Source organism: Caulobacter segnis ATCC 21756 (assembly GCF_000092285.1).
Taxonomy (GTDB): domain Bacteria; phylum Pseudomonadota; class Alphaproteobacteria; order Caulobacterales; family Caulobacteraceae; genus Caulobacter; species Caulobacter segnis.
Genome location: NC_014100.1, coordinates 887,615 through 908,412, shown reverse-complemented (window position 1 = coordinate 908,412; position 20,798 = coordinate 887,615). Strand labels below are relative to the sequence as shown.

20 protein-coding genes are annotated in these 20,798 nt (G+C 69.7%); 11 read left to right on the top strand and 9 right to left on the bottom strand.

What is annotated here, in order from left to right; genetic code table 11:
- Positions 1-95 precede the first annotated feature (95 nt).
- On the top strand, positions 96-1,037 hold the full coding sequence (locus CSEG_RS04230; RefSeq protein ID WP_013078021.1) for a winged helix-turn-helix transcriptional regulator: 942 nt from the start codon (positions 96-98) through the stop codon (positions 1,035-1,037).
- 156 nt (positions 1,038-1,193) lie between these two features.
- On the opposite strand, the gene dgcA is transcribed toward CSEG_RS04230, so the two are convergent.
- Both dgcA and didA read right to left on the bottom strand, forming a co-directional pair.
- Positions 1,194-2,195, bottom strand: a complete 1,002-nt coding sequence (dgcA, locus tag CSEG_RS04225; protein WP_013078020.1) for an N-acetyl-D-Glu racemase DgcA — start codon at positions 2,193-2,195, stop codon at positions 1,194-1,196.
- Positions 2,196-2,235: 40 nt separating this feature from the next.
- Positions 2,236-2,442: a DNA damage-induced SOS-independent cell division inhibitor A gene (didA, locus tag CSEG_RS04220; RefSeq protein ID WP_013078019.1), complete on the bottom strand. Its 207-nt coding sequence runs from the start codon at positions 2,440-2,442 to the stop codon at positions 2,236-2,238.
- Between the two features lie 118 nt (positions 2,443-2,560).
- Between didA and CSEG_RS04215 the strand changes: the two genes are divergently transcribed.
- Positions 2,561-2,869, top strand: a complete 309-nt coding sequence (locus CSEG_RS04215; RefSeq protein ID WP_013078018.1) for a polyhydroxyalkanoic acid system family protein — start codon at positions 2,561-2,563, stop codon at positions 2,867-2,869.
- Between the two features lie 116 nt (positions 2,870-2,985).
- Here the strand turns inward: CSEG_RS04215 and CSEG_RS04210 are convergent, their stop codons facing one another.
- A complete protein-coding gene (locus CSEG_RS04210; RefSeq protein WP_013078017.1) occupies positions 2,986-3,843 on the bottom strand; it encodes a sigma-70 family RNA polymerase sigma factor in 858 nt (285 codons plus the stop codon).
- Positions 3,844-3,964: 121 nt separating this feature from the next.
- Here CSEG_RS04210 and CSEG_RS04205 point away from each other — a divergent pair, with 121 nt between their 5' ends.
- Positions 3,965-4,411 (top strand): carboxymuconolactone decarboxylase family protein, encoded by a 447-nt coding sequence (locus CSEG_RS04205; RefSeq protein WP_106907058.1) that lies wholly within the window; start codon positions 3,965-3,967, stop codon positions 4,409-4,411.
- Positions 4,412-4,539: 128 nt separating this feature from the next.
- Here the strand turns inward: CSEG_RS04205 and CSEG_RS04200 are convergent, their stop codons facing one another.
- Positions 4,540-4,950, bottom strand: coding sequence for a DUF983 domain-containing protein (locus CSEG_RS04200; RefSeq protein WP_013078015.1), 411 nt, complete (start codon positions 4,948-4,950; stop codon positions 4,540-4,542).
- Positions 4,951-5,000: 50 nt separating this feature from the next.
- Here CSEG_RS04200 and CSEG_RS04195 point away from each other — a divergent pair, with 50 nt between their 5' ends.
- Positions 5,001-6,365 carry an aminotransferase-like domain-containing protein gene (locus CSEG_RS04195; RefSeq protein ID WP_167535115.1) on the top strand — a complete coding sequence of 455 codons (1,365 nt, stop codon included), beginning with the start codon at positions 5,001-5,003 and terminating at the stop codon, positions 6,363-6,365.
- Here CSEG_RS04195 and CSEG_RS04190 read toward each other — a convergent pair.
- Positions 6,355-7,260: a LysR substrate-binding domain-containing protein gene (locus tag CSEG_RS04190; RefSeq protein ID WP_013078013.1), complete on the bottom strand. Its 906-nt coding sequence runs from the start codon at positions 7,258-7,260 to the stop codon at positions 6,355-6,357. The genes CSEG_RS04195 and CSEG_RS04190 overlap by 11 nt on opposite strands.
- 117 nt (positions 7,261-7,377) lie before the next feature.
- Between CSEG_RS04190 and CSEG_RS04185 the strand changes: the two genes are divergently transcribed.
- Both CSEG_RS04185 and CSEG_RS04180 read left to right on the top strand, forming a co-directional pair.
- Positions 7,378-8,133 (top strand): SDR family NAD(P)-dependent oxidoreductase, encoded by a 756-nt coding sequence (locus CSEG_RS04185; protein ID WP_013078012.1) that lies wholly within the window; start codon positions 7,378-7,380, stop codon positions 8,131-8,133.
- Between the two features lie 23 nt (positions 8,134-8,156).
- Positions 8,157-8,519: a nuclear transport factor 2 family protein gene (locus tag CSEG_RS04180; RefSeq protein WP_013078011.1), complete on the top strand. Its 363-nt coding sequence runs from the start codon at positions 8,157-8,159 to the stop codon at positions 8,517-8,519.
- A gap of 23 nt (positions 8,520-8,542) precedes the next feature.
- Here CSEG_RS04180 and CSEG_RS04175 read toward each other — a convergent pair whose 3' ends face one another.
- Together CSEG_RS04175 and CSEG_RS04170 are read right to left on the bottom strand one after the other, a co-directional pair.
- On the bottom strand, positions 8,543-8,740 hold the full coding sequence (locus CSEG_RS04175) for a hypothetical protein (RefSeq protein ID WP_013078010.1): 198 nt from the start codon (positions 8,738-8,740) through the stop codon (positions 8,543-8,545).
- A 50-nt stretch (positions 8,741-8,790) separates the two neighbouring features.
- The gene (locus CSEG_RS04170; RefSeq protein ID WP_013078009.1) at positions 8,791-9,438 is read right to left on the bottom strand and encodes a TetR/AcrR family transcriptional regulator; all 648 of its coding nucleotides are present in this window, start codon (positions 9,436-9,438) and stop codon (positions 8,791-8,793) included.
- A 75-nt stretch (positions 9,439-9,513) separates the two neighbouring features.
- Between CSEG_RS04170 and CSEG_RS04165 the strand changes: the two genes are divergently transcribed.
- The 5 genes from CSEG_RS04165 (at position 9,514) to CSEG_RS04145 (ending at position 17,551) form a co-directional block, all read left to right on the top strand.
- Entirely contained in the window at positions 9,514-10,599 is a 1,086-nt protein-coding gene (locus CSEG_RS04165; protein WP_041538179.1) for an efflux RND transporter periplasmic adaptor subunit, read from the top strand.
- Between the two features lie 2 nt (positions 10,600-10,601).
- A complete protein-coding gene (locus CSEG_RS04160; RefSeq protein ID WP_013078007.1) occupies positions 10,602-13,670 on the top strand; it encodes an efflux RND transporter permease subunit in 3,069 nt (1,022 codons plus the stop codon).
- A gap of 195 nt (positions 13,671-13,865) precedes the next feature.
- Positions 13,866-15,509, top strand: a complete 1,644-nt coding sequence (locus CSEG_RS04155; protein WP_013078006.1) for a phytoene desaturase family protein — start codon at positions 13,866-13,868, stop codon at positions 15,507-15,509.
- A gap of 151 nt (positions 15,510-15,660) precedes the next feature.
- Positions 15,661-16,800 (top strand): aromatic ring-hydroxylating oxygenase subunit alpha, encoded by a 1,140-nt coding sequence (locus tag CSEG_RS04150; protein ID WP_013078005.1) that lies wholly within the window; start codon positions 15,661-15,663, stop codon positions 16,798-16,800.
- Positions 16,801-16,951: 151 nt separating this feature from the next.
- Positions 16,952-17,551, top strand: a complete 600-nt coding sequence (locus CSEG_RS04145; protein WP_013078004.1) for a TetR/AcrR family transcriptional regulator — start codon at positions 16,952-16,954, stop codon at positions 17,549-17,551.
- A 290-nt stretch (positions 17,552-17,841) separates the two neighbouring features.
- Here the strand turns inward: CSEG_RS04145 and CSEG_RS04140 are convergent, their stop codons facing one another.
- Both CSEG_RS04140 and CSEG_RS04135 read right to left on the bottom strand, forming a co-directional pair.
- Positions 17,842-18,078: a hypothetical protein gene (locus CSEG_RS04140; protein ID WP_013078003.1), complete on the bottom strand. Its 237-nt coding sequence runs from the start codon at positions 18,076-18,078 to the stop codon at positions 17,842-17,844.
- 311 nt (positions 18,079-18,389) lie between these two features.
- A complete protein-coding gene (locus tag CSEG_RS04135) occupies positions 18,390-20,726 on the bottom strand; it encodes a TonB-dependent receptor (protein WP_013078002.1) in 2,337 nt (778 codons plus the stop codon).
- Positions 20,727-20,798 lie beyond the last annotated feature (72 nt).

Genomic DNA, 20,798 nt, shown 5'->3' with positions numbered 1-20,798 from the left:
GGCTCCTCCCGTTTTCTAGTTAGTTCGATTATACAAGCGACCTCTCCGAAGTCCACGCCGTTGACACGCCGCGCCGAAGCGTCCCACCAAGCAGCATGGCCCCTCAAGAGGTCCCCGCCGCGACGACGGCCCTGGTCCGCCGCAGTTCAGCCGCCCGCGCGCTGAACCTGATCGGCGACCGCTGGACCCTGCTGATCCTGTACGCCGCCTTCATGGGCGTGAAGCGCTTCGACGGCTTCGCGGCGATGACCGGCGTGGCGCGCTCGCTGCTGACCGACCGATTGAAGCGGCTCGAGACCGCGGGCGTCCTGGCGCGGGTCCAGTATCAGGCCCGCCCGCCGCGCCACGAGTACCGCCTGACGCCGATGGGCCGCGATCTCTACGACTCGGCGCTGATGCTGCTGGGCTGGGAGATGCGCTGGCGCTTCGATCCGGAGTGTCCGTCGCACCAGATCGTCCACCAGACCTGCGGCCAGCCTCTGCGCCCGGTCCTGGTCTGCAAGGCCTGTGGCGAAGCGGTGAAGGTGCGCGACGTCACGGTCTCTCCGGGTCCCGGCGCGGGCCTGGAGCCCGCCCCGCCCGCCCGCCACTCGCGCCGCGCCCGCCACGACGATGTCGGCGGCCCGTCGCTGCATCCGATGCTGGAGCGCGGGATCGAGGTGCTGGGCGACCGCTGGACCGCCCACGTCCTGGCCGCGGCCTTCTACGGCCATCGCCGCTTCACCGATTTCCAGGCGGAGCTGAAGGTCGCCAGCAACATCCTGACCGACCGCCTGGGACGCCTTGTCGAGCGCGGCATGCTGGAGCGGGTTCGCTACCAGGAACGGCCGGAGCGCTGGGAGTATCGCCTGACCCGGGAAGGCCGCGACCTTTTTCCGCTCATCGCGGCGCTGATGGCTTGGGGCGATCGCTGGCTGGCGGGAAGCGAGGGAAGTCCGGAAATCCTGACACACCGCTGTGGGGCGCGATTGGAGCCGGTGGTGCGGTGTGGCGCGTGCGAGGGCGCGGTGGATGTGGGGAATACGCGGCTGGCGTGAGCTGACTGACAACCTTCCTCCCCATTAGGGGGAGGTGGCTCGATGCGAATACGCATCGAGACGGAGGGGGTCCGCGAAGCGGGTCTGCGAGCCAAAGCCCCCTCCACCGCCGTTCGGCGGTCCCCCTCCCCCAGAGGGGGAGGAAGGCAAACTAAGCTACAGCCACAGCCCTTCCGCCTGCACCCCATCCCCCCAGAACCCCGGCTTCGGCGGCGTGATCCGGCCCCGGTCCACCCGCAGGCCGCCGGGATGGTCCACGGCCAGCCACCAAGGCCCATCCAGGTCCGCGAAGTCACTGGCCCCGCCCAGGTGCAGCGCCGGCGCGACGCCCAGGGACGAGGCGACCATGCAGCCGGTCATCACCTGGAAGCCGAGCGACCGCGCGGCATTCAGCAGGGCGAGCGCCTCGGTCAGGCCGCCGGTCTTGTCGAGCTTCAGATTGACCGCCTGGTAGCGACCGCGCAGGGCCGCCAGATCGCCGCCGACATGGACGCTTTCGTCGGCGCAGACCGTGAACGGCGGGTCCCAGCCCTCCAGCGCTTGGTCCTGGCCGGCGGGCAGCGGCTGCTCGACCAGGGCGATCGGCAGGTCGCCCAACAGAGGCTTGAGGTCGCGCAGGATGTCGAAGGTCCAGCCCTCGTTCGGATCGACGATGAAGCGGGCGTTCGGCGCGGCGGCCGCCACGGCGCGAAGGCGGGCGGCGGGGTTCTCGGCCGACAGCTTGATCTTGATCAGCGGCGCGTCGGCCACGGCGCGGGCGGCGGCCTCCATGGCCTCGGGCGTATCGAGGCTGACCGTGACGGCGGTGACGAGGTCGGTCGGGATCGGAAGGCCGGTGGCCGTCGCGACGCTGACGCCGGTGCGGCGGGCGCGCAGGTCCCAGAGCGCGAGGTCGAGGGCGTTGCGGGCCGCGCCCGGCGGCAGAACCGCGCAGGCCGCCTCGGGATCGGCGGCGGAGAGCGCCGGCGCCAGCTGGGCCAGTACGCTGTCGACCGTCTCGCCGTAGCGGGCGTAGGGCACGCTCTCCCCGCGCCCGACATGGCCGTCGGCGGCGGCGGTCACCTCGACCACCTCGGCGGCGGTCTTGACCCCGCGCGAGATGCGGAACGGGGCCTTCAGCGGATGCGAGACCGGGCGGGCGGAAACGACGATCGACATGCCCGCAGGGATGGCGCCGTTCGGCCTTTCCGAACAGCCCCTACCAGCCCCAGCGACGCGGGATCGGCGAGTCCGCGCGACGCTCGGCCATCACCTTCAGCGCCAGGGGGCGGTCGACGACGAACAGCGCCGCCCAGACCAGCAGAACACCGGCATAGTGGATCGCGCCCAGCAGGCCCGCGGGACGGCCCGGGCGGGTGAAACGGCGCGGCGCGGCGAAGGGCGGGGTGATGGCGAAGTCGGTCATGTCGTCTGCGTCCCTCATGTCACTGAGGACACCTTGGCCTTCGCCTGCGCCAGAAACGGACGTATAGAACCGGGGCGTCCGGTTCGCGTTTCACCGGGCGAGCTTTCAGAGGATCGTCATGGCCAAGACCGTCAGCATCAACATCCCCCACCAGCTGGGCGCGGCCGAGGCCAAGCGCCGCCTGGAGGAAGGGTTCTCGCAGATGGCCGGCCAGATCCCCGGCGGCGATCCCAGCCGCTTCACCCAGAGCTGGTCGGGCGACACCCTGAACTTCTCGGCCGCCGCCATGGGCCAGACGATCACGGGCATCGTCCAGGTGCTGGACGACCACGCCCGCCTCGACGTCAGCCTGCCGGGCCTGCTGGGCATGGCCGCCGGCAAGATCAAGGACGAGCTGAGCCGGCGCGGGCAGCTGCTGTTGAAGTAATTCCTTCTCCTCTTGCGGGAGAAGGTGTCGGCGCAGCCGACGGATGAGGGGTCGCACAGGCGGAGAGACCCCTCACCCGGCCCTTCGGGCCCCCCTCTCCCGCAGGGGGAGAGGGATCATACGAGCGCCACTTCCACCGTTTCCAACCGCTCCGGATCGCCGGCGACGAAGATCTCGACGATCCGGCCGTTCTCGACGCGGATATCGAGCACGCGAGCCAGCTGACCCCGCGGCGCAACCACCGCGCCGATCGCGCCGTCGACCAGGGCCGTGCGGGCGGTCTGGGCGAGACCATTGTAGAAGTTGGCCACCTTCTCGGCGCCGCGCAGTTCGCGCACCTGGCCGCCGCCGCCCAGGACGTCGGAGCGGACCACCACGTCCGGCGCCAGGACGGCCATCAGCCCCGCCAGGTCGCCGGTGCGCGAGGCCAGCAGGAAGGCGTCGACCACGCTCTTCTGGGCGGTCTGGGTCGCCTCCAGCGCCTCGCCGCCCCGCACGCGGCGACGGGCGCGGCTGGCCAGCTGACGGGCGGCCTCGGGCGTGCGCTCGACGATCGGGGCGATCTGCTCGAAGGGCATGTCGAACAGGTCGTGCAGCACGAAGGCGATCCGCTCGGCCGGCGTCAGGCTGCGCAGCACCACCAAGAGCGCCAGACCCACGGAGTCGGCCAGGATCGTCTCGCGTTCGACGACATCTTCGGCGGCGACCGACGGCTCGGGCGCGCCCTCGTCGATAGCGTCCTCGCGCCGCGCCTTGCGCCCGCGCAGCATGTCGAGACACACGCGGGAGGTGACCGTCGTCAGCCAGGCCGACAGGTTGTCGACGCCGTCCGCGCCGGTGCGTGACAGCCTCAGCCACGCCTCCTGTACGGCGTCCTCGGCCTCGGGCAGCGAGCCCAGCATGCGGTACGCCACGCCCCGCAGGCGGGCGCGGTCGGCCTCGAAACGCTCGGCGAGATAATTTTCTGGCGGCATCGGTCACATCGCTCCGTCGGGCTTCGTCACCTCTTCGACGAAAGGAAATCGCCGGATGTGACCGGCGGCGTCAGCAAAACCGAAGGAGCCCGCGATGCAAGCCCGCCAAATAAACGCCAGGATGAGCCAACCCGCCTATCTGCTGCCCGACGCCATGAAGGCGATGATGGCGCTGTCCAAGTCCGCGCACGTCGAGGGCGTGCCGGAAACCCTGCACGAACTGCTGCACCTGCGCGTCAGCCAGATCAACGGCTGCGGGGTCTGCCTGGAGATGCACGCCCGCGGCGCGCTGAAGTCCGGCCAGAGCCCCGAACGCGTGGCCACCGTCGCCGGCTGGCGCGACACGCCCTACTTCACCGACGCCGAACGCGCCGCGCTCGCCCTCGCCGAAGCCGTGACCCGCGTCGCCGACAAGGCCGATCCGGTCTCGGACGAGGTCTGGGACGAGGCCGCGCGTCACTATGACGAAAAGGCGCTGGCGGGCCTGCTGATCAGCATCTCGGCGATCAATGTCTGGAACCGCCTGAACGCGGCGACGCGGCAGGTGGCGGGGACGCTGGGGGTGTAAGCCTTTAAAGCTGTCATCCCGGCCAAGCGCGACAGCGCGCCGAGCCGGGACCCAGGGGCCAAGCGCGGTGAGGCCGCCCCTGGGTCCCGGCTCTCCGCTTCGCTACGGCCGGGATGACACGATGATGGTCACAACCGCCGCTCGTCGAAGTCGTGCCGGCCCAGGCTCTCGAAGCGGCCTTCCTCGGCCTTGTTGATGTACTGCGCGGCCACCAGCCAGGACTTCACCGGCCGCAGGGTGGCCAGGCATCCGAGGATCAGGGCCGGGAAGGTCGTGACCAGGTGCACCCAGATCGGCGGCTGCCAGGCCACCTCGGCCCAGGCGAAGAACGCCGTCACCACGATGCCGACGCCGCTCATCACGAAGAAGGCCGGGCCATCCGCCGGGTCGGCGAAGCCATAGTCCAGGCCGCACTGGTCGCACTTCGGCGCCAATTTGAGAAAGCCCTGGAACAGCTTGCCCTGGCCGCAGCGCGGGCAGCAGCACTTGAGGCCGGCCTCGAGCGGGGTCGGAGAGTCATAGAACACGTCGTCGGTCATCGAAGACCCCTTCCTACAATCGCAGGATTGATCCATACATTTGTCAGATAATGTATGGATCTGGACGCATGGAAGCAACTAGGGGTTCACCGAATCCGGCGGCCGCCTGGCTGCGGCGCACTGACGCGTTACCAGGCCCCGCCTATCGCCGGATCGCCGAGGCGCTGGAGCAGGCGGTGGCCGAAGGCGAGTTGCAGCCCGGCGACCAGATCCCAGCCCAGCGGGAAGTCGCGCGTCTTGTCGGAATCGACTTCACCACCGTCACCCGAGCCTACGCCCTGGCGCGCGAGCGGGGACTGATCGAGGGGACGACGGGACGGGGCACCTTCATCCGGTCACGAACCGAGGAGGGCGACGCTGGTCTTGTCGACCTGTCGATGAACCTGCCGCCGCCGCCCGTCGGCCTGAACCTCGGCGCGCTGCTGCGCGAGACGACCGGCGCGATCCTGGCCCGCACCGATCCGGCGACGCTGATGGCCTATCACCCGGGCGCGGGCTCCTTGGCGCAGCGGACGGCCGGCGCGGCCTGGCTGGCGCCGGGCCTGGGCGAGGTCGATCCCGCCCGGATCGTCGTCGCCAGCGGCGCCCAGACGGCGCTCTCGGCCCTGCTGGACCACCTGACCGCGCCGGGCGATGTGATCCTGGCCGAGGCCTTCGCCTATCCGGGCCTGCTGGCGACCGCCGTCCGGCGCGGGGTGACCGTCGTCGGTTGCCCGATGGACGACCAGGGGCTGGAGCCGGAAGCCCTGGCTCGCCTGATCGCCGAGCACCACCCTCGCCTGCTGTGCTGCACCCCGACCTTCCAGAACCCGACGGCGGCGACCATGAGCCTGGCGCGGCGCGAGGCGGTCGTGGGGGTCGCCCGCGCGGCCGGGGTGACGATCATCGAGGACGACGCCTACGGCCTGCTGCCAGCCGCGCCCCTCCCCGCCCTGGCCAGCCTGTGGCCCGAGGGCGTGTTCCACGTCGCCACCACCGCCAAGACGCTCTCGCCGGGCCTGCGCGTGGCCTATGTCGTCGCGCCGCCAGGGCGCGCGGAGGGCTTCGCGAGCGCCCTGCACGCCATCGCCCAGATGCCTCCGCCGCTGATGGCCGCCGTGACGACCAGTTGGATCCGCGAGGGCGTGGCGGGTCGCGTGCTCGCCGGCGTGCGCGCGGAGGCGACGGCGCGGCGCGCCCTGGCGGCCGAGCTGCTGCCCACGGCCGTCGGCGGACCCGAGAGCCTGCACGTCTGGCTGCCGGGCGCGAAGGCCGACGAGGCCGCGCGGCGCCAGGGCCTGGCCCTGGTCGGCGCCGAGGCGTTCCGGGCGCCGGGCGTCGCGGGCGAGGGCCTGAGGATCTCGCTCGGCGCGACGGCCAAGCGTCAGACCCTGGCGCGAGCGCTCTCGGCGCTGCGGTCCCTGGTCAGTCCGTGACGCCGCCGCGCCGGAAGGCGTCGGCCAGCTGATCGATCAGCGCCCGGACGGCCGGCGGCAGGCCGCGCCGGGTGGTGAAGACCACGTGGACGATGCCGACCCGGCTGCTCCACTCCGGAAACACCCGCACCAGCCGCCCGCTCTCCAGCAGGTCGCGGCAGGCATGGTCCGGCAGGAAGGCCACGCCCAGGCCGGCGGCGGCCGCGTCGCGCAAGGCCCCGAAGTCGCCGCAGGTCATGCGCGGCGTGTGCTTGACCGTTCGCGCCTCGCCCTCGGCGTCGACCAGCTCCCACTCCAGCTCGCCGATCTGGTCGGTGGGACTGAGGGTCGGCAGCTCGGCCAGGGCCTCCAGCGGCTGCCCCACCGTCCGCATCGCCAGACGCGGATCGGCGACCAGGATGCGGGTCGAGCGGCCCAGGGTGCGCAAGGTCAGGGCCGCGTCGGTGTCCAGGCTGAGCCGCACGCGCACCGCCAGGTCGATACGCTCGGCGATCAGGTCCACCGGCCGGTCGATGGCCACCACCTGCAGCCGCACCTTGGGAAACCGCGCCATATAGGTCTGGAAGGTCGGCGAAAGCGCCTCGACCAGCCCGACCGGGCAGCTGCAGCGCACCAGGCCGTGCGGCTCGCTGAGCGCCTCGGCCACCACGGCGTCGGCCTGCTGGGCGTCCAGCATCAGCAGGCGGCAGCGTTCGTGGAACGCCTGGCCGACCTCGGTGACCCGGAAGCGGCGGGTCGAGCGCTCGATCAGCCGCACGCCCAGCCGCGCCTCGAGGGCGGCGATGCGGCGGCTTAGGGTCGACTTCGGCTGACGCAGGGCCCGGCCCGCGGCCGCGAAGCCGCCGTGCGCCACGACCTCAGCGAACAGCACGTAGTCGTTGAGGTCTACCGCCATAATTGTCCCATTCATGGAACGCTGAGGGCCGATTTACCCGTCTACTCCGATTTGCGTTCCAGGCGCATCTCCTTTGTCACCGACGGACGCCCCGCCGGCGAATGAAGGAGAACGACGATGAGCAAGACTTTCCAAGGCAAGGTGGTGGTGGTGACCGGCGGCGCGAGCGGCATCGGCCTGGCCACGGCCAAGCGCTTTTCCGAACTCGGCGCCTCGGTCTACGTGACCGGGCGCCGCGAGGCCGAACTGGCCGCCGCCGTGAAAGCGATCGGCGGCGACGTGACCGGCGTCCGAGGCGACGCCTCCAAGCTGGCCGACCTCGACACCCTGTACGACACGATCCAGCAGCGCCACGCCCACATCGACGTGCTGGTCCCCAACGCCGGCGGCGGTTCGATGCTGCCCCTCGGCGCGATCACCGAAGAGCACTACGACGACACCTTCGGCCGCAATGTGAAGGGCGTGATCTTCACGGTGCAGAAGGCCCTGCCCCTGCTGCGCGACGGCGGCGCGATCGTGCTGATCGGCTCCACGGCGGCGGTGCAAGGCACGCCGGCCTTCAGCGTCTACAGCGCCTCGAAGGCGGCCGTGCGCAATCTGGCGCGCGGCTGGACGACCGACTTGAGGGAGCGCGGCATCCGCGTCAACGTCGTCTCGCCGGGACCGGTGAAGACCCCGGGCCTGGTCGAGCTGGCCGGACCCGACGCCGCCGCCCAGCAAGGCCTGCTGGACTTCATGGCTAGCCAGATCCCTCTGGGCCGGGTCGCCGACCCGTCCGAGATCGCCAAGGCGGTCACCTTCCTGGCGTCGGCCGACGCCAGCTTCATCGCCGGCGCCGAGCTGTTCGTCGACGGCGGCATGACCCAGGTCTGAGGCCAAGTCCGAGGAGAGACGCCATGACCATCGAACAACTGCTGATCCGCAATCTTCACGAGGTGTTCGGCGAAGGCGATCCCGCCCGCCGCCGGGCCGCGATCGACGAGCTCTACGCCGAGGACGCGGTCTTCTACGGCCCCGACGGGGTGGGCCATCACGGGCGCGAGGCGATCGACCGCATCGCCGGGATCATCCGATCCGGCCACCCGACCTTCGCCTACACCGAGACCTCGCCGGCCCAGGCCAGCCATGACGCCGGCCGGCTGTCGTGGGTCTCGGGCCCGCCCGGCGAGCCGCCGCGCTACGCCGGCCACGACTTCATCCTGGTCCGCGACGGCAAGATCGCGGTGATCTACGTGTTCCTCGACGGCGAGGACAAATAATCGACCCAGGACGGCGTCGGGTCTCAGTACTCGACGTCGTCCTCGCCTTCGCCGCCTTCCTCGCCGCCCATGGCGTTCTCGAGGCTGTCGATGATGTCGTCCATCTGGTCGGGCGTGATCGAGACGTAGAGCGACTCCCCGCCGATGGCCGAGACCAGCAGGCGGTAGCCGTCCTCGGTCTCCTGCAGGCTGAACGATTGGAGCGGCAGGAGCTTGGCCATGGGGGATCCTTCCCGGAATACGAAGGCGCTGATCTAAAGGGCCGGCGGCCCTATTTCAACGCGCCTCGCCGCAGCATGGCCACGTGGGCGGCGATCAGGGCCTCGCGCTCGATCCAGGGGAACTCGGGCCGGGCGATCAGCAGCGAGACCAGGCCGTGCAGCCCCGCCCACAGCGACTGGGCGGCGGCCATGACGTCCTCGCCCGCCATCGCCCCCTGGGCGTACAGCTCGCCGATCATCTCGACGAACACGGCGAACACCTCCCTGCCCGCCAGCATCGGCCGGCCGCCGGTTTTCTCCAGGAAACTCCCGTCGACGCTCTTTTCCAGCATGAAGGCCACGCGATAGGCGTCCGGATGGTCGAGGCCGAAGTCGATATAGACCCGCAGGCAGCGCTCGAAGTTCTCGGGCGTCAGGACGTAGGCGGCGCGCGCGGCCGCCATCCGCTGGCCCAGGATCGCGAAGGCCCGCACGCACAGCTCGGCGGCGATGTCGTCCTTGGTGGCGAAATAGGCGTAGAGGGCCGGCTGCGAGATGCGGGCGAGCTCGGCGATCTGGCGGGTCGAGACCGCGTGGACGCCCTTCTGGGCGAACAGGGCCTGGGCGGCGTCGAGGATCTCCTCGCGGCGCTCGGCGCCTTGGCCCTTGGGCTTGCGAGGGGAACGGACGCCCGGGGAGAGTGGACTGGCTGACGTCATCACGGTCCTTGACCATCGCCGTCGAAGCTTGACAAGCGAGCATTGTCGATCACTGATAACTTATCACTGATCGATTTGGAACACCCCATGTGGCGGACCCTGCTGCTCGCGTCCACGGCCCTGCTCGCGGCGACGCTGGCCGGTTGCGGGGCCAAGTCCAAGGAAGACGCGCCGCCCGCCCCGACTCCGGTCGAGGCGGTGGCGGTCGCCGCGCCGGGCGCGGCCGCGACGGTCGGCGGCGCCGGCACGCTGGAGCGCCGACGCGAGATGGCGCTGTCCTTCCGCATCCCGGGCGTCCTGACCGCCCTGCGGGTCGAGGCCGGCGACAGCGTTCGAGCGGGCCAGGTCATCGCCTCCATCGACCCCGCCGGCGTCGACGCCCGCCAGCAACAGACCGCCGCCGACCTTGAGCGCGCCCGTCGCGACGTCGAGCGGGACAAGGCGCTGTTCGACAAGGGCTACGTCAGCCGCCAGCGGATCGACGACCGTCAGAGCGCGCTGAAGGCCGCCCAGGCGGCCTATGACGCCGCCCGCTTCGACCGCCGCTGGGCCAGCCTGGTCTCGCCGGTGTCTGGGGTGGTGCTGGAGCGCCGCGCCCAGGCGGGCGAGGTGGTCGCCGCCGGCCAGGTCGTGGCGCGGGTCGCCGACCTCTCCAGCCCGCTGGTCTTGCGCCTGCCGCTGGCCGCGCGCGAGGCCGCCCGGGTCCGCGTCGGCGACGCCGCCCAGGTCCGGGTCGACGACCTCGGCGCCCAGGCCCTGGCGGGCCGCGTCACCCGCGTGGGCGAGGCCGCCGACACCCGCACCGGCGCGGTCTCTGTCGAGATCGAGCTCACCGCCCCGCCGCCGGCCCTGCGCAGCGGCCAGGTGGCCCACGCCACGCTCTCGGTGCGCGCCGCGCCCGACGCGGCCCAGCCCTACGCCCGCATCCCCGCCGAGGCGGTGCTGGAGGCCAACGGCCGCCAAGCCTTCGTCCTACGCTTCGATCGCGGCAAGGCCATACGGACCGCCGTCGCGTTCGGCGGCTTCGATGGCGACGACGCCCTGGTGGCGGGCCTGCCCCAAGGCGCCCAGGTGATCACCGCCGGGGCCGGCTTCGTCGCCGACGGCGAGGCCGTGCGGGTGATCGATCCCGCCCGACTCGACGCCCCCGGGGGTCGCTGACCGTGAGGTTCGATCTCGCGACTTTCGCCGTCCGCCGCTGGCAGTTCACCCTGGTCGCCTTCGGCCTGCTGGTGATGCTGGGGATCAACGCGTTCAACACCGTGCCGCGCTCGGAGGACCCGCACTTCCCGGTGCCGATCGTGGTGGTGCGCGCCGTGCTGCCGGGGGCCGAGCCCACCGAGATCGAGCAGCTGATCACCGACCCGATCGAGGACGCGGTCGACGGCCTCGACAACATCGACAAGATCGAGTCGTTCAGCGGCGACGGCGCGGCCGTGATCTCGGTGCACTTCACCTGGGACGTCGACCCCGAGCGCAAGTACGACCAGGTGGTCCGCGAGGTGAACGCCATCCGGGGCAATCTGCCGGCCGGCTTGACCCGCCTGGACATCCAGCGGGTGCGGACCTCCGAAGTGGCCATCGTCCAGGTGGCCCTGACCTCGGACATCCTGCCCATGCGCCGGCTCGAAAAGACCGCCGACCGGCTGCGCGAGCGGCTGGACCGCGTGCCGGGCGTGCGCGAATCCAAGTACTGGGGCGCGCCGCCGTCCGAGGTGCAGGTGACCTTGGATCTGGCTCGCCTCTCGGCCCTGAAGCTGCCGGCCACCGCCGTCGCCGACGCGCTGAAGTCAGCCGGGGCCGAGGCGCCGATCGGCGCCGTGCAGGCGGGAGAGCGACGCTTCAACGTCAAGTCCGGCGGGGCCTTCCGGTCGCTGGACACCATCGCCGACACGCCCGTCCGCGCGGTCGGCGGCCAGGTGACCCGCGTGCGCGACGTGGCCACCGTCGCCTGGGCCCAGCAGGAGCCCTCGCACCTGGCGCGCTTCAACGGGAAGCGGGCGGTGTTCGTCACCGTCACCCAGAAGGACGGCCAGGACGTCGCCCGCATCACCCAGGCGGTGCAGGCGGTGCTGGACGACTACGAGAAGACCCTGCCCGCCGGCGTGAAGCTGGAGCGCGGCTTCGTGCAGGCCGAGAACGTCAAGCATCGCCTGAACAACCTGTTCCGCGACTTCGGCATCGCCCTGGCCCTCGTCTTGATCACCCTGCTGCCGCTGGGCCCGCGCGCCGGCGTGGTGGTGATGGTCTCGATCCCGCTCAGCCTGCTGATCGGCCTGACGATGCTGCAGGCGTTCGGCTTCACCCTGAACCAGCTGTCGATCGCCGGCTTCGTGCTGGCCCTGGGCCTGCTGGTCGACGACAGCATCGTCATCACCGAGAACATCGCGCGCCGCATCCGAGAGGGCGAGGAGCGGACGGCGGCGGCGATCAACGGCACGCGCCAGATCAGCCTGGCGGTGCTGGGCTGCACGGCGACCCTGATGCTGGCCTTCCTGCCGCTGATGGCCCTGCCGGCGGGCTCGGGCGCCTACATCAAGTCCCTGCCGGTGACGGTGCTGTGCACCATCGCCGCCTCGCTGCTGGTCTCGATGACCATCATCCCGTTCCTGGCCAGCCGCCTGCTGGACAAGCATTCCGACCCCGAGGGCAACGCCCTGCTGCGCGCGGTCAACAACGGCATCCATCACTTCTACCGGCCGGTGCTGCATCGGGCCCTGGCCCGGCCGTGGCTGACCCTAGCCATCCTGCTGGCGATCTGCCTGACCACCCTGCCGCTGGTGAAGCTGATCGGCTCTTCCCTGTTCCCCTCGGCCGAGACGCCGCAGTTCCTGATCCGCGTCGAGACCCCGGACGGCTCGTCCCTGGCCCGCACCGACCGGGCGCTGCGCTATGTCGAGCAGCGCGTGCGCGCCGAGCCCGACGTGGCCTGGGTGGCCGCCAATCTGGGCCGGGGCAATCCGCAGATCTTCTACAACCGCAGCCAGCGCGAGAGCGCCACGACCTTCGCCGAGCTGTTCGTCAGCCTCAAGCGTTGGGAGCCGGGCAAGAGCGAGCTGGTGCTGGACCGCCTGCGCCGCGACTTCGCCAACTTCCCCGGCGCGCGGATCAGCGTGCTGACCTTCGAGAACGGCCCGCCGATCGAGGCGCCGGTGGCCATTCGCCTGACCGGCCAGAACCTGGACGTGCTGAAAGCCCTGGCCGCCCGCGCCGAGACGATCCTGAAGGCCACGCCCGGCGCGCGCGACGTCACCAACCCGATCCGCCTGGACCGCACGGACCTCGATCTGGGCGTTGACGAGGCCAAGGCCGCCGCCCTGGGCGTGCCGGCCGGCGCCACCCGCCGCGTCGCCCGCCTGGCGCTGTCGGGCGAGGAGACCGGCCGCTTCCGCGATCCGGACGGCGACGACTACGCCGTCCGCGTGCGCCTGCCGACCGACCAGGTCGACGGCGCGCCGCGCAATCCGCTGTCGGCCCTGAAGGGGGTCTATGTCCCGACCGCCGACGGCCTGGCCGCGCCGCTGGACGCGATCGCGACGCCGAGGCTCAAGTCCAGCCCCTCGCGCATCGACCGCTTCGACCGCGAGCGGACGGTGACGATCACGGCCTACGTCCAGACCGGGTTCCTGGCCTCGGGCGTGACCCAGGACGCCGTGGCGCGGCTGCAGCGGGACCTGCCCCTGCCGCCCGGCTATCGCCTATCGCTGGGCGGCGAGGCCGAGGCCGCCTCGGAGAGCTTCGCAGGGTTAGGCGCGGCGGTGCTGGTGGCCGTGTTCGGGATCCTGGCCGTGCTGGTCCTGGAGTTCCAGAAGTTCAAGACCGCCATCGTCGTGGCCGGCATCATCCCGTTCGGGGTGTTCGGCGCGGTCCTGGCCCTGGCCCTGACCGGCCATTCGCTATCGTTCACCGCGACGATCGGCGTGATCGCCCTGATCGGCATCGAGATCAAGAACTCCATCCTGCTGGTCGACTTCACCGAGCAGCTGCGGCGCGAGGGCATGACCCTGCACGACGCCATCGAAAAGGCCGGCGAGGTCCGCTTCCTGCCGGTGCTGCTGACCTCGGTGACGGCGATCGGCGGCCTGCTGCCGCTGGCCCTGGAGCGCTCGGGCCTCTACTCGCCCCTGGCCATCGCCATCATCGGCGGCCTGATCACGTCAACGCTGCTGAGCCGGGTGGCGACGCCGGTGATGTACTGGCTGACGGCGCGCGGGAAGGCCGAGGCGGCTTGATCGTGTTCCTCCCCCGCGACGCGGGGGAGGTGGCCCAGAGGGCCGGAGGGGGCTAGCTCGGCCTTCTCGGCGCTCGCCCCCTCAGTCGCTCCGCGACAGCTCCCCCGCGACGCGGGGGAGCATCTGCCTCTCCGCCCCCTTGCCTATTATACGATCGTACAGCAACACTCTCCCACCTCTGGGGAGAGCGCGCCGATGTCCACGATCCAAACCCGCGACGCCGTCATCATCGGCGGAGGGCACAACGGCCTCGTCTGCGCCTTCTACCTGGCCAAGGCCGGGCTGAAGGTCACGGTCTGCGAGGCGCGGGGCGTGGTCGGCGGGGCGGCGGTGACCGAGGAATTCCACCCGGGCTTCCGCAACTCGGTGGCCAGCTACACGGTCAGCCTGCTGAACCCGCGCGTGATCGCCGACATGGGCCTGCGCGACTACGGCCTGACCTTCCTGGAACGGCCGATCTCGAACTTCCTGCCGATCAGCGACGACAAGTATATCAAGCTGGGCGGGGGGCTGGAGCGCACCCAGGAGGCGTTCCGCAAGTACAGCCGTCGCGACGCCGAGGTGCTGCCGGCCTACTACGCCATGCTGGACGAGATCGGCGACGTGCTGCGCGCCTTCGCCCAGGAGACGCCGCCGAACCTGGGCGACGGCCTGCCCGGCTTCCTGCGCGCTCTGCGCCAGGGCGGGCGCCTGGCCCTGCTGCCGCGCGCGCGCAAGCGCGACCTCTTGGACCTCTTCACCAAGAGCGCCCGCGACGTGCTGGACGGCTGGTTCGAGAGCGATGCGGTCAAGGCCGCCTTCGGCTTCGACGCCGTGGTCGGCAACTTCGCCAGCCCCGACACGCCGGGGTCCGCCTACGTGCTGCTGCACCACACCTTCGGCGAGGTGAACGGCAAGAAGGGCGCCTGGGGCCACGCGGTCGGCGGCATGGGCGCGATCACCCAGGCGATGGCCAAGGCGTGCGAGGCGGCCGGGGTCGAGATCCTGCTCGACGCGCCGGTCGAGGCCGTCCAGGTCGAAAGCGCCCCTGGGGGCAAGAAAGCCGTCGGCGTGCAACTGGTCGACGGCCGCCAGATCATGGCCCCGATCGTCAGCGCCAACGTCAATCCGGCCCTGCTCTACAAGAAGCTGGTCCCGCCCTCGGCCCTGGCGCCGGACTTCCGCAAGACGGTCGACGGCTACAAGAACGGCTCGGGCACCTTCCGGATGAATGTCGCGCTGTCCGAGCTGCCCAGCTTCACCTGTCTGCCCGGCAAGGACGCGGCCGAGCACCACCAGTCGGGCATCGTGATCGCGCCGAGCCTGGACTACATGGACGCAGCCTATCGCGACGCCAAGGCGGGCGGAATGAGCAAGGCGCCGATCGTCGAGATCCTGATCCCCTCGACCATCGACCCCACCCTGGCCCCGCCCGGCCAGCACGTGGCCAGCCTGTTCTGCCAGCAGTTCGCGCCGACCCTGCCGGACGGGCGATCGTGGGACGACGAGCGCGAGGCGGCCGCCGACCTGATCATCGACACGGTCGAGCGCTGGGCGCCGGGCTTCAAGGCCTCGGTCCTGGGGCGGATGATCCTGTCGCCGCTGGATCTGGAGCGGAAGTTCGGCCTCATCGGCGGCGACATCATGCACGGCCACATGTCGCTGGATCAGCTGTGGGCCACCCGGCCGTTCCTGGGCCACGCCAGCCACCGCGCGCCGATCGCCGGGCTCTACATGTGCGGCGCGGGCACGCACCCGGGCGGCGGGGTGTCAGGCAATCCCGGCCGCAACGCCGCGCGCGAGATTCTGCGCGACAAGGACTTCACGATGGCGGTGAAGCTGTCGGTGGAGGGGCGGTGATGGCGGGCCTCTCGTGCAAATTCTCTCGTCATCCCGGGCGTAGCGAAGCGAAGACCCGGGACCCAGGGGCGGTGCGCGCGGCCCCTGGGTCCCGGCTCTCCGCGCTGTGCGCTCCGGCCGGGATGACGAGCTTGGTTTGGGTTGGAAGATCATGACCCAGATCCCCAACGACGACCCCCAGGCAGACTGGGGCCTGCCCGGCTGGACCTACCACTCCGAGCGGTTCTTCCGCGAAGAGCAGGAGAAGATCTTCCGGCCCTCGTGGCAGATCGTCTGCCATCTGAACGACATCCCCAAGGCCGGCGACTTCCACACCTTCGAGTTCGTCGGCGAGAGCCTGGTGGTCGTGCGCGGCAAGGACGGCGGCGCGCGGGCCTTCGCCAATGTCTGCCGACACCGGGGCGCGCGGCTGCTGGACGGGCCGGTCGGCCACTGCGGGCGGATCGTCTGCCCCTACCACGCCTGGACCTACGACCTGGAGGGCCGCCTGATCGGCGTGCCGATGCGCGAGGACTATCCGGCCCTCGACATGGCCAAGGAGGGTCTGGCCAAGGTCGAGGTCGAGATCTGGCGCGGCTTCGTCTTCGTGCGCCTGGAGGGAGAAGGCCCCAGCGTCGCGACGATGATGGCGCCCTATGAGCACGAGGTCGCCCCCTACCGCTTCGAGGACCTGCAGCCGTTCGGCCGCGTCACCCTGCGGCCGCGGGCGGTGAACTGGAAGAACATCAGCGACAACTACTCCGACGGCCTGCACATCCCGGTCGCCCACCCCGGCCTGACCCGGCTGTTCGGCAAGGGCTATGGCGTCGAGGCCCACACCTTCGTCGACAAGATGTGGGGCCAGCTGATCGACGAGCCGTCGCGCAATCCGTCCGAGCGGCTGTACCAGGACCTGCTGCCCGACGTCCCGCACCTGCCCGAGGACCGCAAGCGGCTTTGGACCTATTTCAAGCTCTGGCCGAACTTCGCTTTCGACATCTATCCGGACCAGGTGGACTTCATGCAGTTCATCCCGATCTCGGCCACGCAGACCATGATCCGCGAGATCGCCTACGCCCTGCCCGACGAGCGGCGCGAGATGAAGGCGGCGCGCTATCTGAACTGGCGCATCAACCGCCAGGTCAACGCCGAGGACACCGAGCTGGTGGCCCGCGTGCAGCAGGGCATGGCCTCGCGGACGTTCACGGCGGGCCCGCTGGCCACCGGCGAGGTGTCCCTGAGGAGCTTTGGCCGGAAACTGCGGGCGCTGGTTCCGGAGAGCCGACTGCCGACGCCGCCGGAGGGGTGGTGAGGTCTCGTTTCACGCAAAATTCCAGTGTCATCCCGGCCGTAGCGAAGCGTAGAGCCGGGACCCAGGGGCCACCACACTGCATCTGCCCCTGGGTCCTGGATAGCGCTTCGCGCTTCCGGGATGACACGATTTGTTTGGCTGGAAATCTCAAGTGAGGTCCCGCGTCGCCTTCACTCGCGCCGCCCCCGATGTCCGCCGCCAAGACCTGGTCGCCGCCGCCGAGGTGGTGTTGGCGCGTGAGGGCGTGGGCGGGACATCCGTGCGGGCGATCTGCGCCCAGGCCGGGGTCTCGCCGGGCTTGTTGCGCCACTATTTCGAGGGCGTCGACGAGCTGATCGCCTGCGCCTACGAGGCCGTCGGCCAGCGGATCGACGCGGCGCTGGAAGCCGCCCTGGCCGCCGCGCCGCCGGCGCCGCGCGCACGGCTCCTGGCCTATCTGACCGCCAGCTTCGCGCCACCGGTGCTGGACCCCAACCTGCTGGCCGCCTGGATCGGCTTCTGGAGTCTGGTGAAGACCAAGCCGCGCATCGCGGCGATCCACGCCGGCTCCTACGCCGATTTCCGGGCGCGACTGGAGCGGCTGCTCGCCGAAGCGGGCGCGCGCGACACGCGCACGGCGGCGATCGCGCTGACCGCGACCGTGGACGGATTATGGCTTGAACTGTGCCTCGACCCGGCGACCTTCGGCCCGGACGAAGCGGCGGCGATCATCGCCCGCGCCTTGGAAGCCTGGCTTCCTGAAGAGGCTTAAAGTTTCCGGTCTTCCCAGCGAAAGCCGGGAATGGAAGACGCCGGGGCTCGCTGTCGTTGCAGCGCCAATCCCACCACCCCTGCGCTTCGGTTTCGGCTTTCGCCGGGAAGACCGGGCGCCCCCTTCTCTTGGACCGTAACGTCCGCCCTCGGCTTTTTTGAGGCGACGCTACGCTCGATCCTTCTTGGGTCTGTCCGCCGCCCGTTACGCGGTGCGCGGCGACCACACTCTAAACGCTTGGTCGACAAACTTTTGCACGCCCTGCACGACTCCGCGCAAGCGCAAAAAGTCTACGCCGCGGCTTGGTTGGCGGCGCGATTGCGCCCCCAGGCCGGGGTGCGGACTTCCGGCTCGAACACGTGGACCTCGGCCTTGCGGCCCTGCTCGCGCATGTGACGCGCCAGCAGTTGAGCGAGAGCCCCGGCTTCATGTTGCGAGGAATAGCAGCCGATCAGCTCGGCCGAGTCGTTCCAAGTCACGTGCCAGACGCCGGCGACGGGTCGGACGTAGTAGTGATTCTCGGTCATGGGAGACCTCCTGGGACGACTTAACGTGGTACTAACCACGCTGACATGACAGTTGTTTCGCGATCGCACAATCAAATTGTGCTGCGATGCACAATGCACGATCCGCGCCAGTCGAAGATGTGCGGTTTTTCACCGTCGACGAGTAATGGCTATTTTAGCCATCCCTTGTGCAGCTTGGGCTTGAACACTGGTCCCGCCCCGCGACGACCAGCTGGATGGACGTCCCTATCCGGGCCAGGAGCGACCTTTCGCCCGGATAGGGGTCTCAAATCAGGACTCGGACGAGACGACCCGTCTCATCCCGGAGCGCGCTAGAAGCCCGCCGAGAGGGTGATCTGCGCCGTGCGGTGCGGGCCGGAGCGGTAGTTGGCCGCGCCGGTCACGACGGTCGAGATCGTGCCCAGATAGTCCTTGTCGAAGATGTTATCGACGTTGATGCGAGCCTTAATGTCCTTCAGAGGCCCGTAGTTGAAGCCTTCGCCGAGGTCGATGTAGGCGTTGAAGAGCGTGTAGCCCTTGGTCTTCTCGTTGTTCATGAAGTTGCTGTAGCGATCGCTGATGTGGCGCGCCGACAGATTGATCACCGCCCATTCGGTCGGCTCGAACGTCACGCCCGCCTGGATAGCGATTTCGGGGAAGTCCGGGACGCTCTTGCCCTTGAGCGGGTAGTCCGTGACCCCCGTGGCGCTACGGATCGAGAAGCCGTCCTCGAACACCGACTTGTTATACGAGGCGTTGGTGTTGAAGTAGATCTTGCCGCCCAGCGCCTCGGGCTTCCACTGGCCGCTGAACTCCAGGCCGTAGGCGTGCACGCCGCCGACGTTCTGATAGTAGGTTTCCAGGGTGGTGGTGCCCGGTAGGTATTCGCTGAACGACTGCAGGCGGTTCTTGAAGCTGGTGTAGTAGGTGACCACCGACGCGTTGAAGGTCGGATGGTTGGCGCGATAGCCCAGCTCGATGTTCTTCGAGGTCTCGGCCTTGGGCGCCGGCACGTTCGCGGTCGCCGGGGTGTAGTAGACCGCGTCGGCGCCGCGCGGCAGCGACATGTTCTCCGAGTACGACGTGAAGACCTGGCCACGGCCGATCGTGTAGACCGCGCCGACCTGCGGCAGGAAGAGGTCCTCCCAGGTGGTCCGCAGATTGGCGGTCTGGCTGAAGCGGAAGTCCTCGCGGTTGCGCTTGCCCAGCATCTGGTAGTCGACGCTCAGCATGCGGAAGCCCGCATCCACCTTCAGCTTGCCGTCCGCCAGCACGACGGTGTCCTTCAGGAAGCCCTCCCAGGTGTCGCGCTTGGACGTGTAGTTGCGCGTCCGATAGACGGGCTGGCTGAAGTCGGGCGCGCCTTCCGGCGAGCCGCCGGCGACGTTGTAGGTGTTCGACAGCTGGTGATAGTCGTCGTCCTCGTACCAGACGCCGCCCTCGATCTTGTGATCACCCAGGGTCCAGCTCAGCTTGCTGGTCGCGCCCTTGCGGATGCCGTCGATCTGCGAGATGCCGAACTGCAGGCCCAGCGGCGCGTTCAGGCCCGGCACCACGGCCTTCTGCTGGTTATAGTAGCCCAGCGCGGTGTCGTAGCCGACGCCGCTGGAGCCCCAGCCGTCCTTCTTCTCGTAATAGACCGTGCCGGTGAAGCGCAGGTTGTCGGCGAGGTCCTTGTGCAGGGTCACGCCATAGAGGTGGTCGCTCCGGGCGTTCAGGCCGAACTTGTAGTACTGGGCGTAGTTGGCGTTCGAATACTTCAGGCCGCTCGCCGTCGGCGGCAGGTTGGCGATATAGCCGACATAGCCGAAGTCACGCCCCTTGCGGCCATAGATGTCGTTGGCCGTCCCCTTGTACTGGGCGATCGTGAACGACGGGGAGTCGTAGTCGAAATAGTCGTTGTGCACCGTCTGGAAGCTCAGGTCGCCGGACTCGAATTCCCAGCGGATCTTGCCCTCGTAGTGCTCGCGGTCGATCGTGCCCGGGCCGCGCCACTGGTCGCTGTTGATGACCGAACCGCTGGCGTAGGCCGAGAAGCCCTTATGCTCGCCGGTCTCCAGCCGCAGGAAGGTGCGGGTCAGGTTGTCCTCGCCGAAGGTCTGGCTGACCTTGCCGCCGGCCGTCTCGCCGGGCTGCTGGGTGAAGTAGTCCACGATCGGCCCCAGCGAGGCGTAGCTGGGCAGCGAGACATCGCCCGCGCCCGAAGAAGCCGTCACCCGCAGCAGGTTCTCGTTGTCGACATAGCGATAGATCGGGCTGCCGCCGAACTGGTCGCTGCGGCCCATCGGAATGTCGTCGAGCAGGAAGCCGACCTGCTGGAAGTTGAAGGCCCGGACGGTGACCGAGTTGCCGAACTCGTACATGCCCAGCGCGTCGTTGGCCTGGACGTTGAAGCCCGGCAGGGACTCCAGCATCTTCAGGCCCGTGATGCCGGCCGGGGCCGAGAGCAGGGCCTCGCGGGTGATCGACACCGTCGCGGTGGCCTGGTCGGTGCCCACGGCGATCGCGGCCTCGGACACCCGCTTGCCGGTGACGACCACCGAGTCCACTTCGTTCTTAGTCTCTTGGGCCTGGGCGACACCCGCCAGACCAAGCACAGATGCCAAAATAATGGGCGTGATTAGGTTTCTAACGCCGATATTTCCATCACGTAACTTGTTGTAATTCACGCTATACCCCCAGCGAATGTTTTGGACGCCTCGGGTATCATTCGCCAATGCCTGGCGATAACGAGAATGACT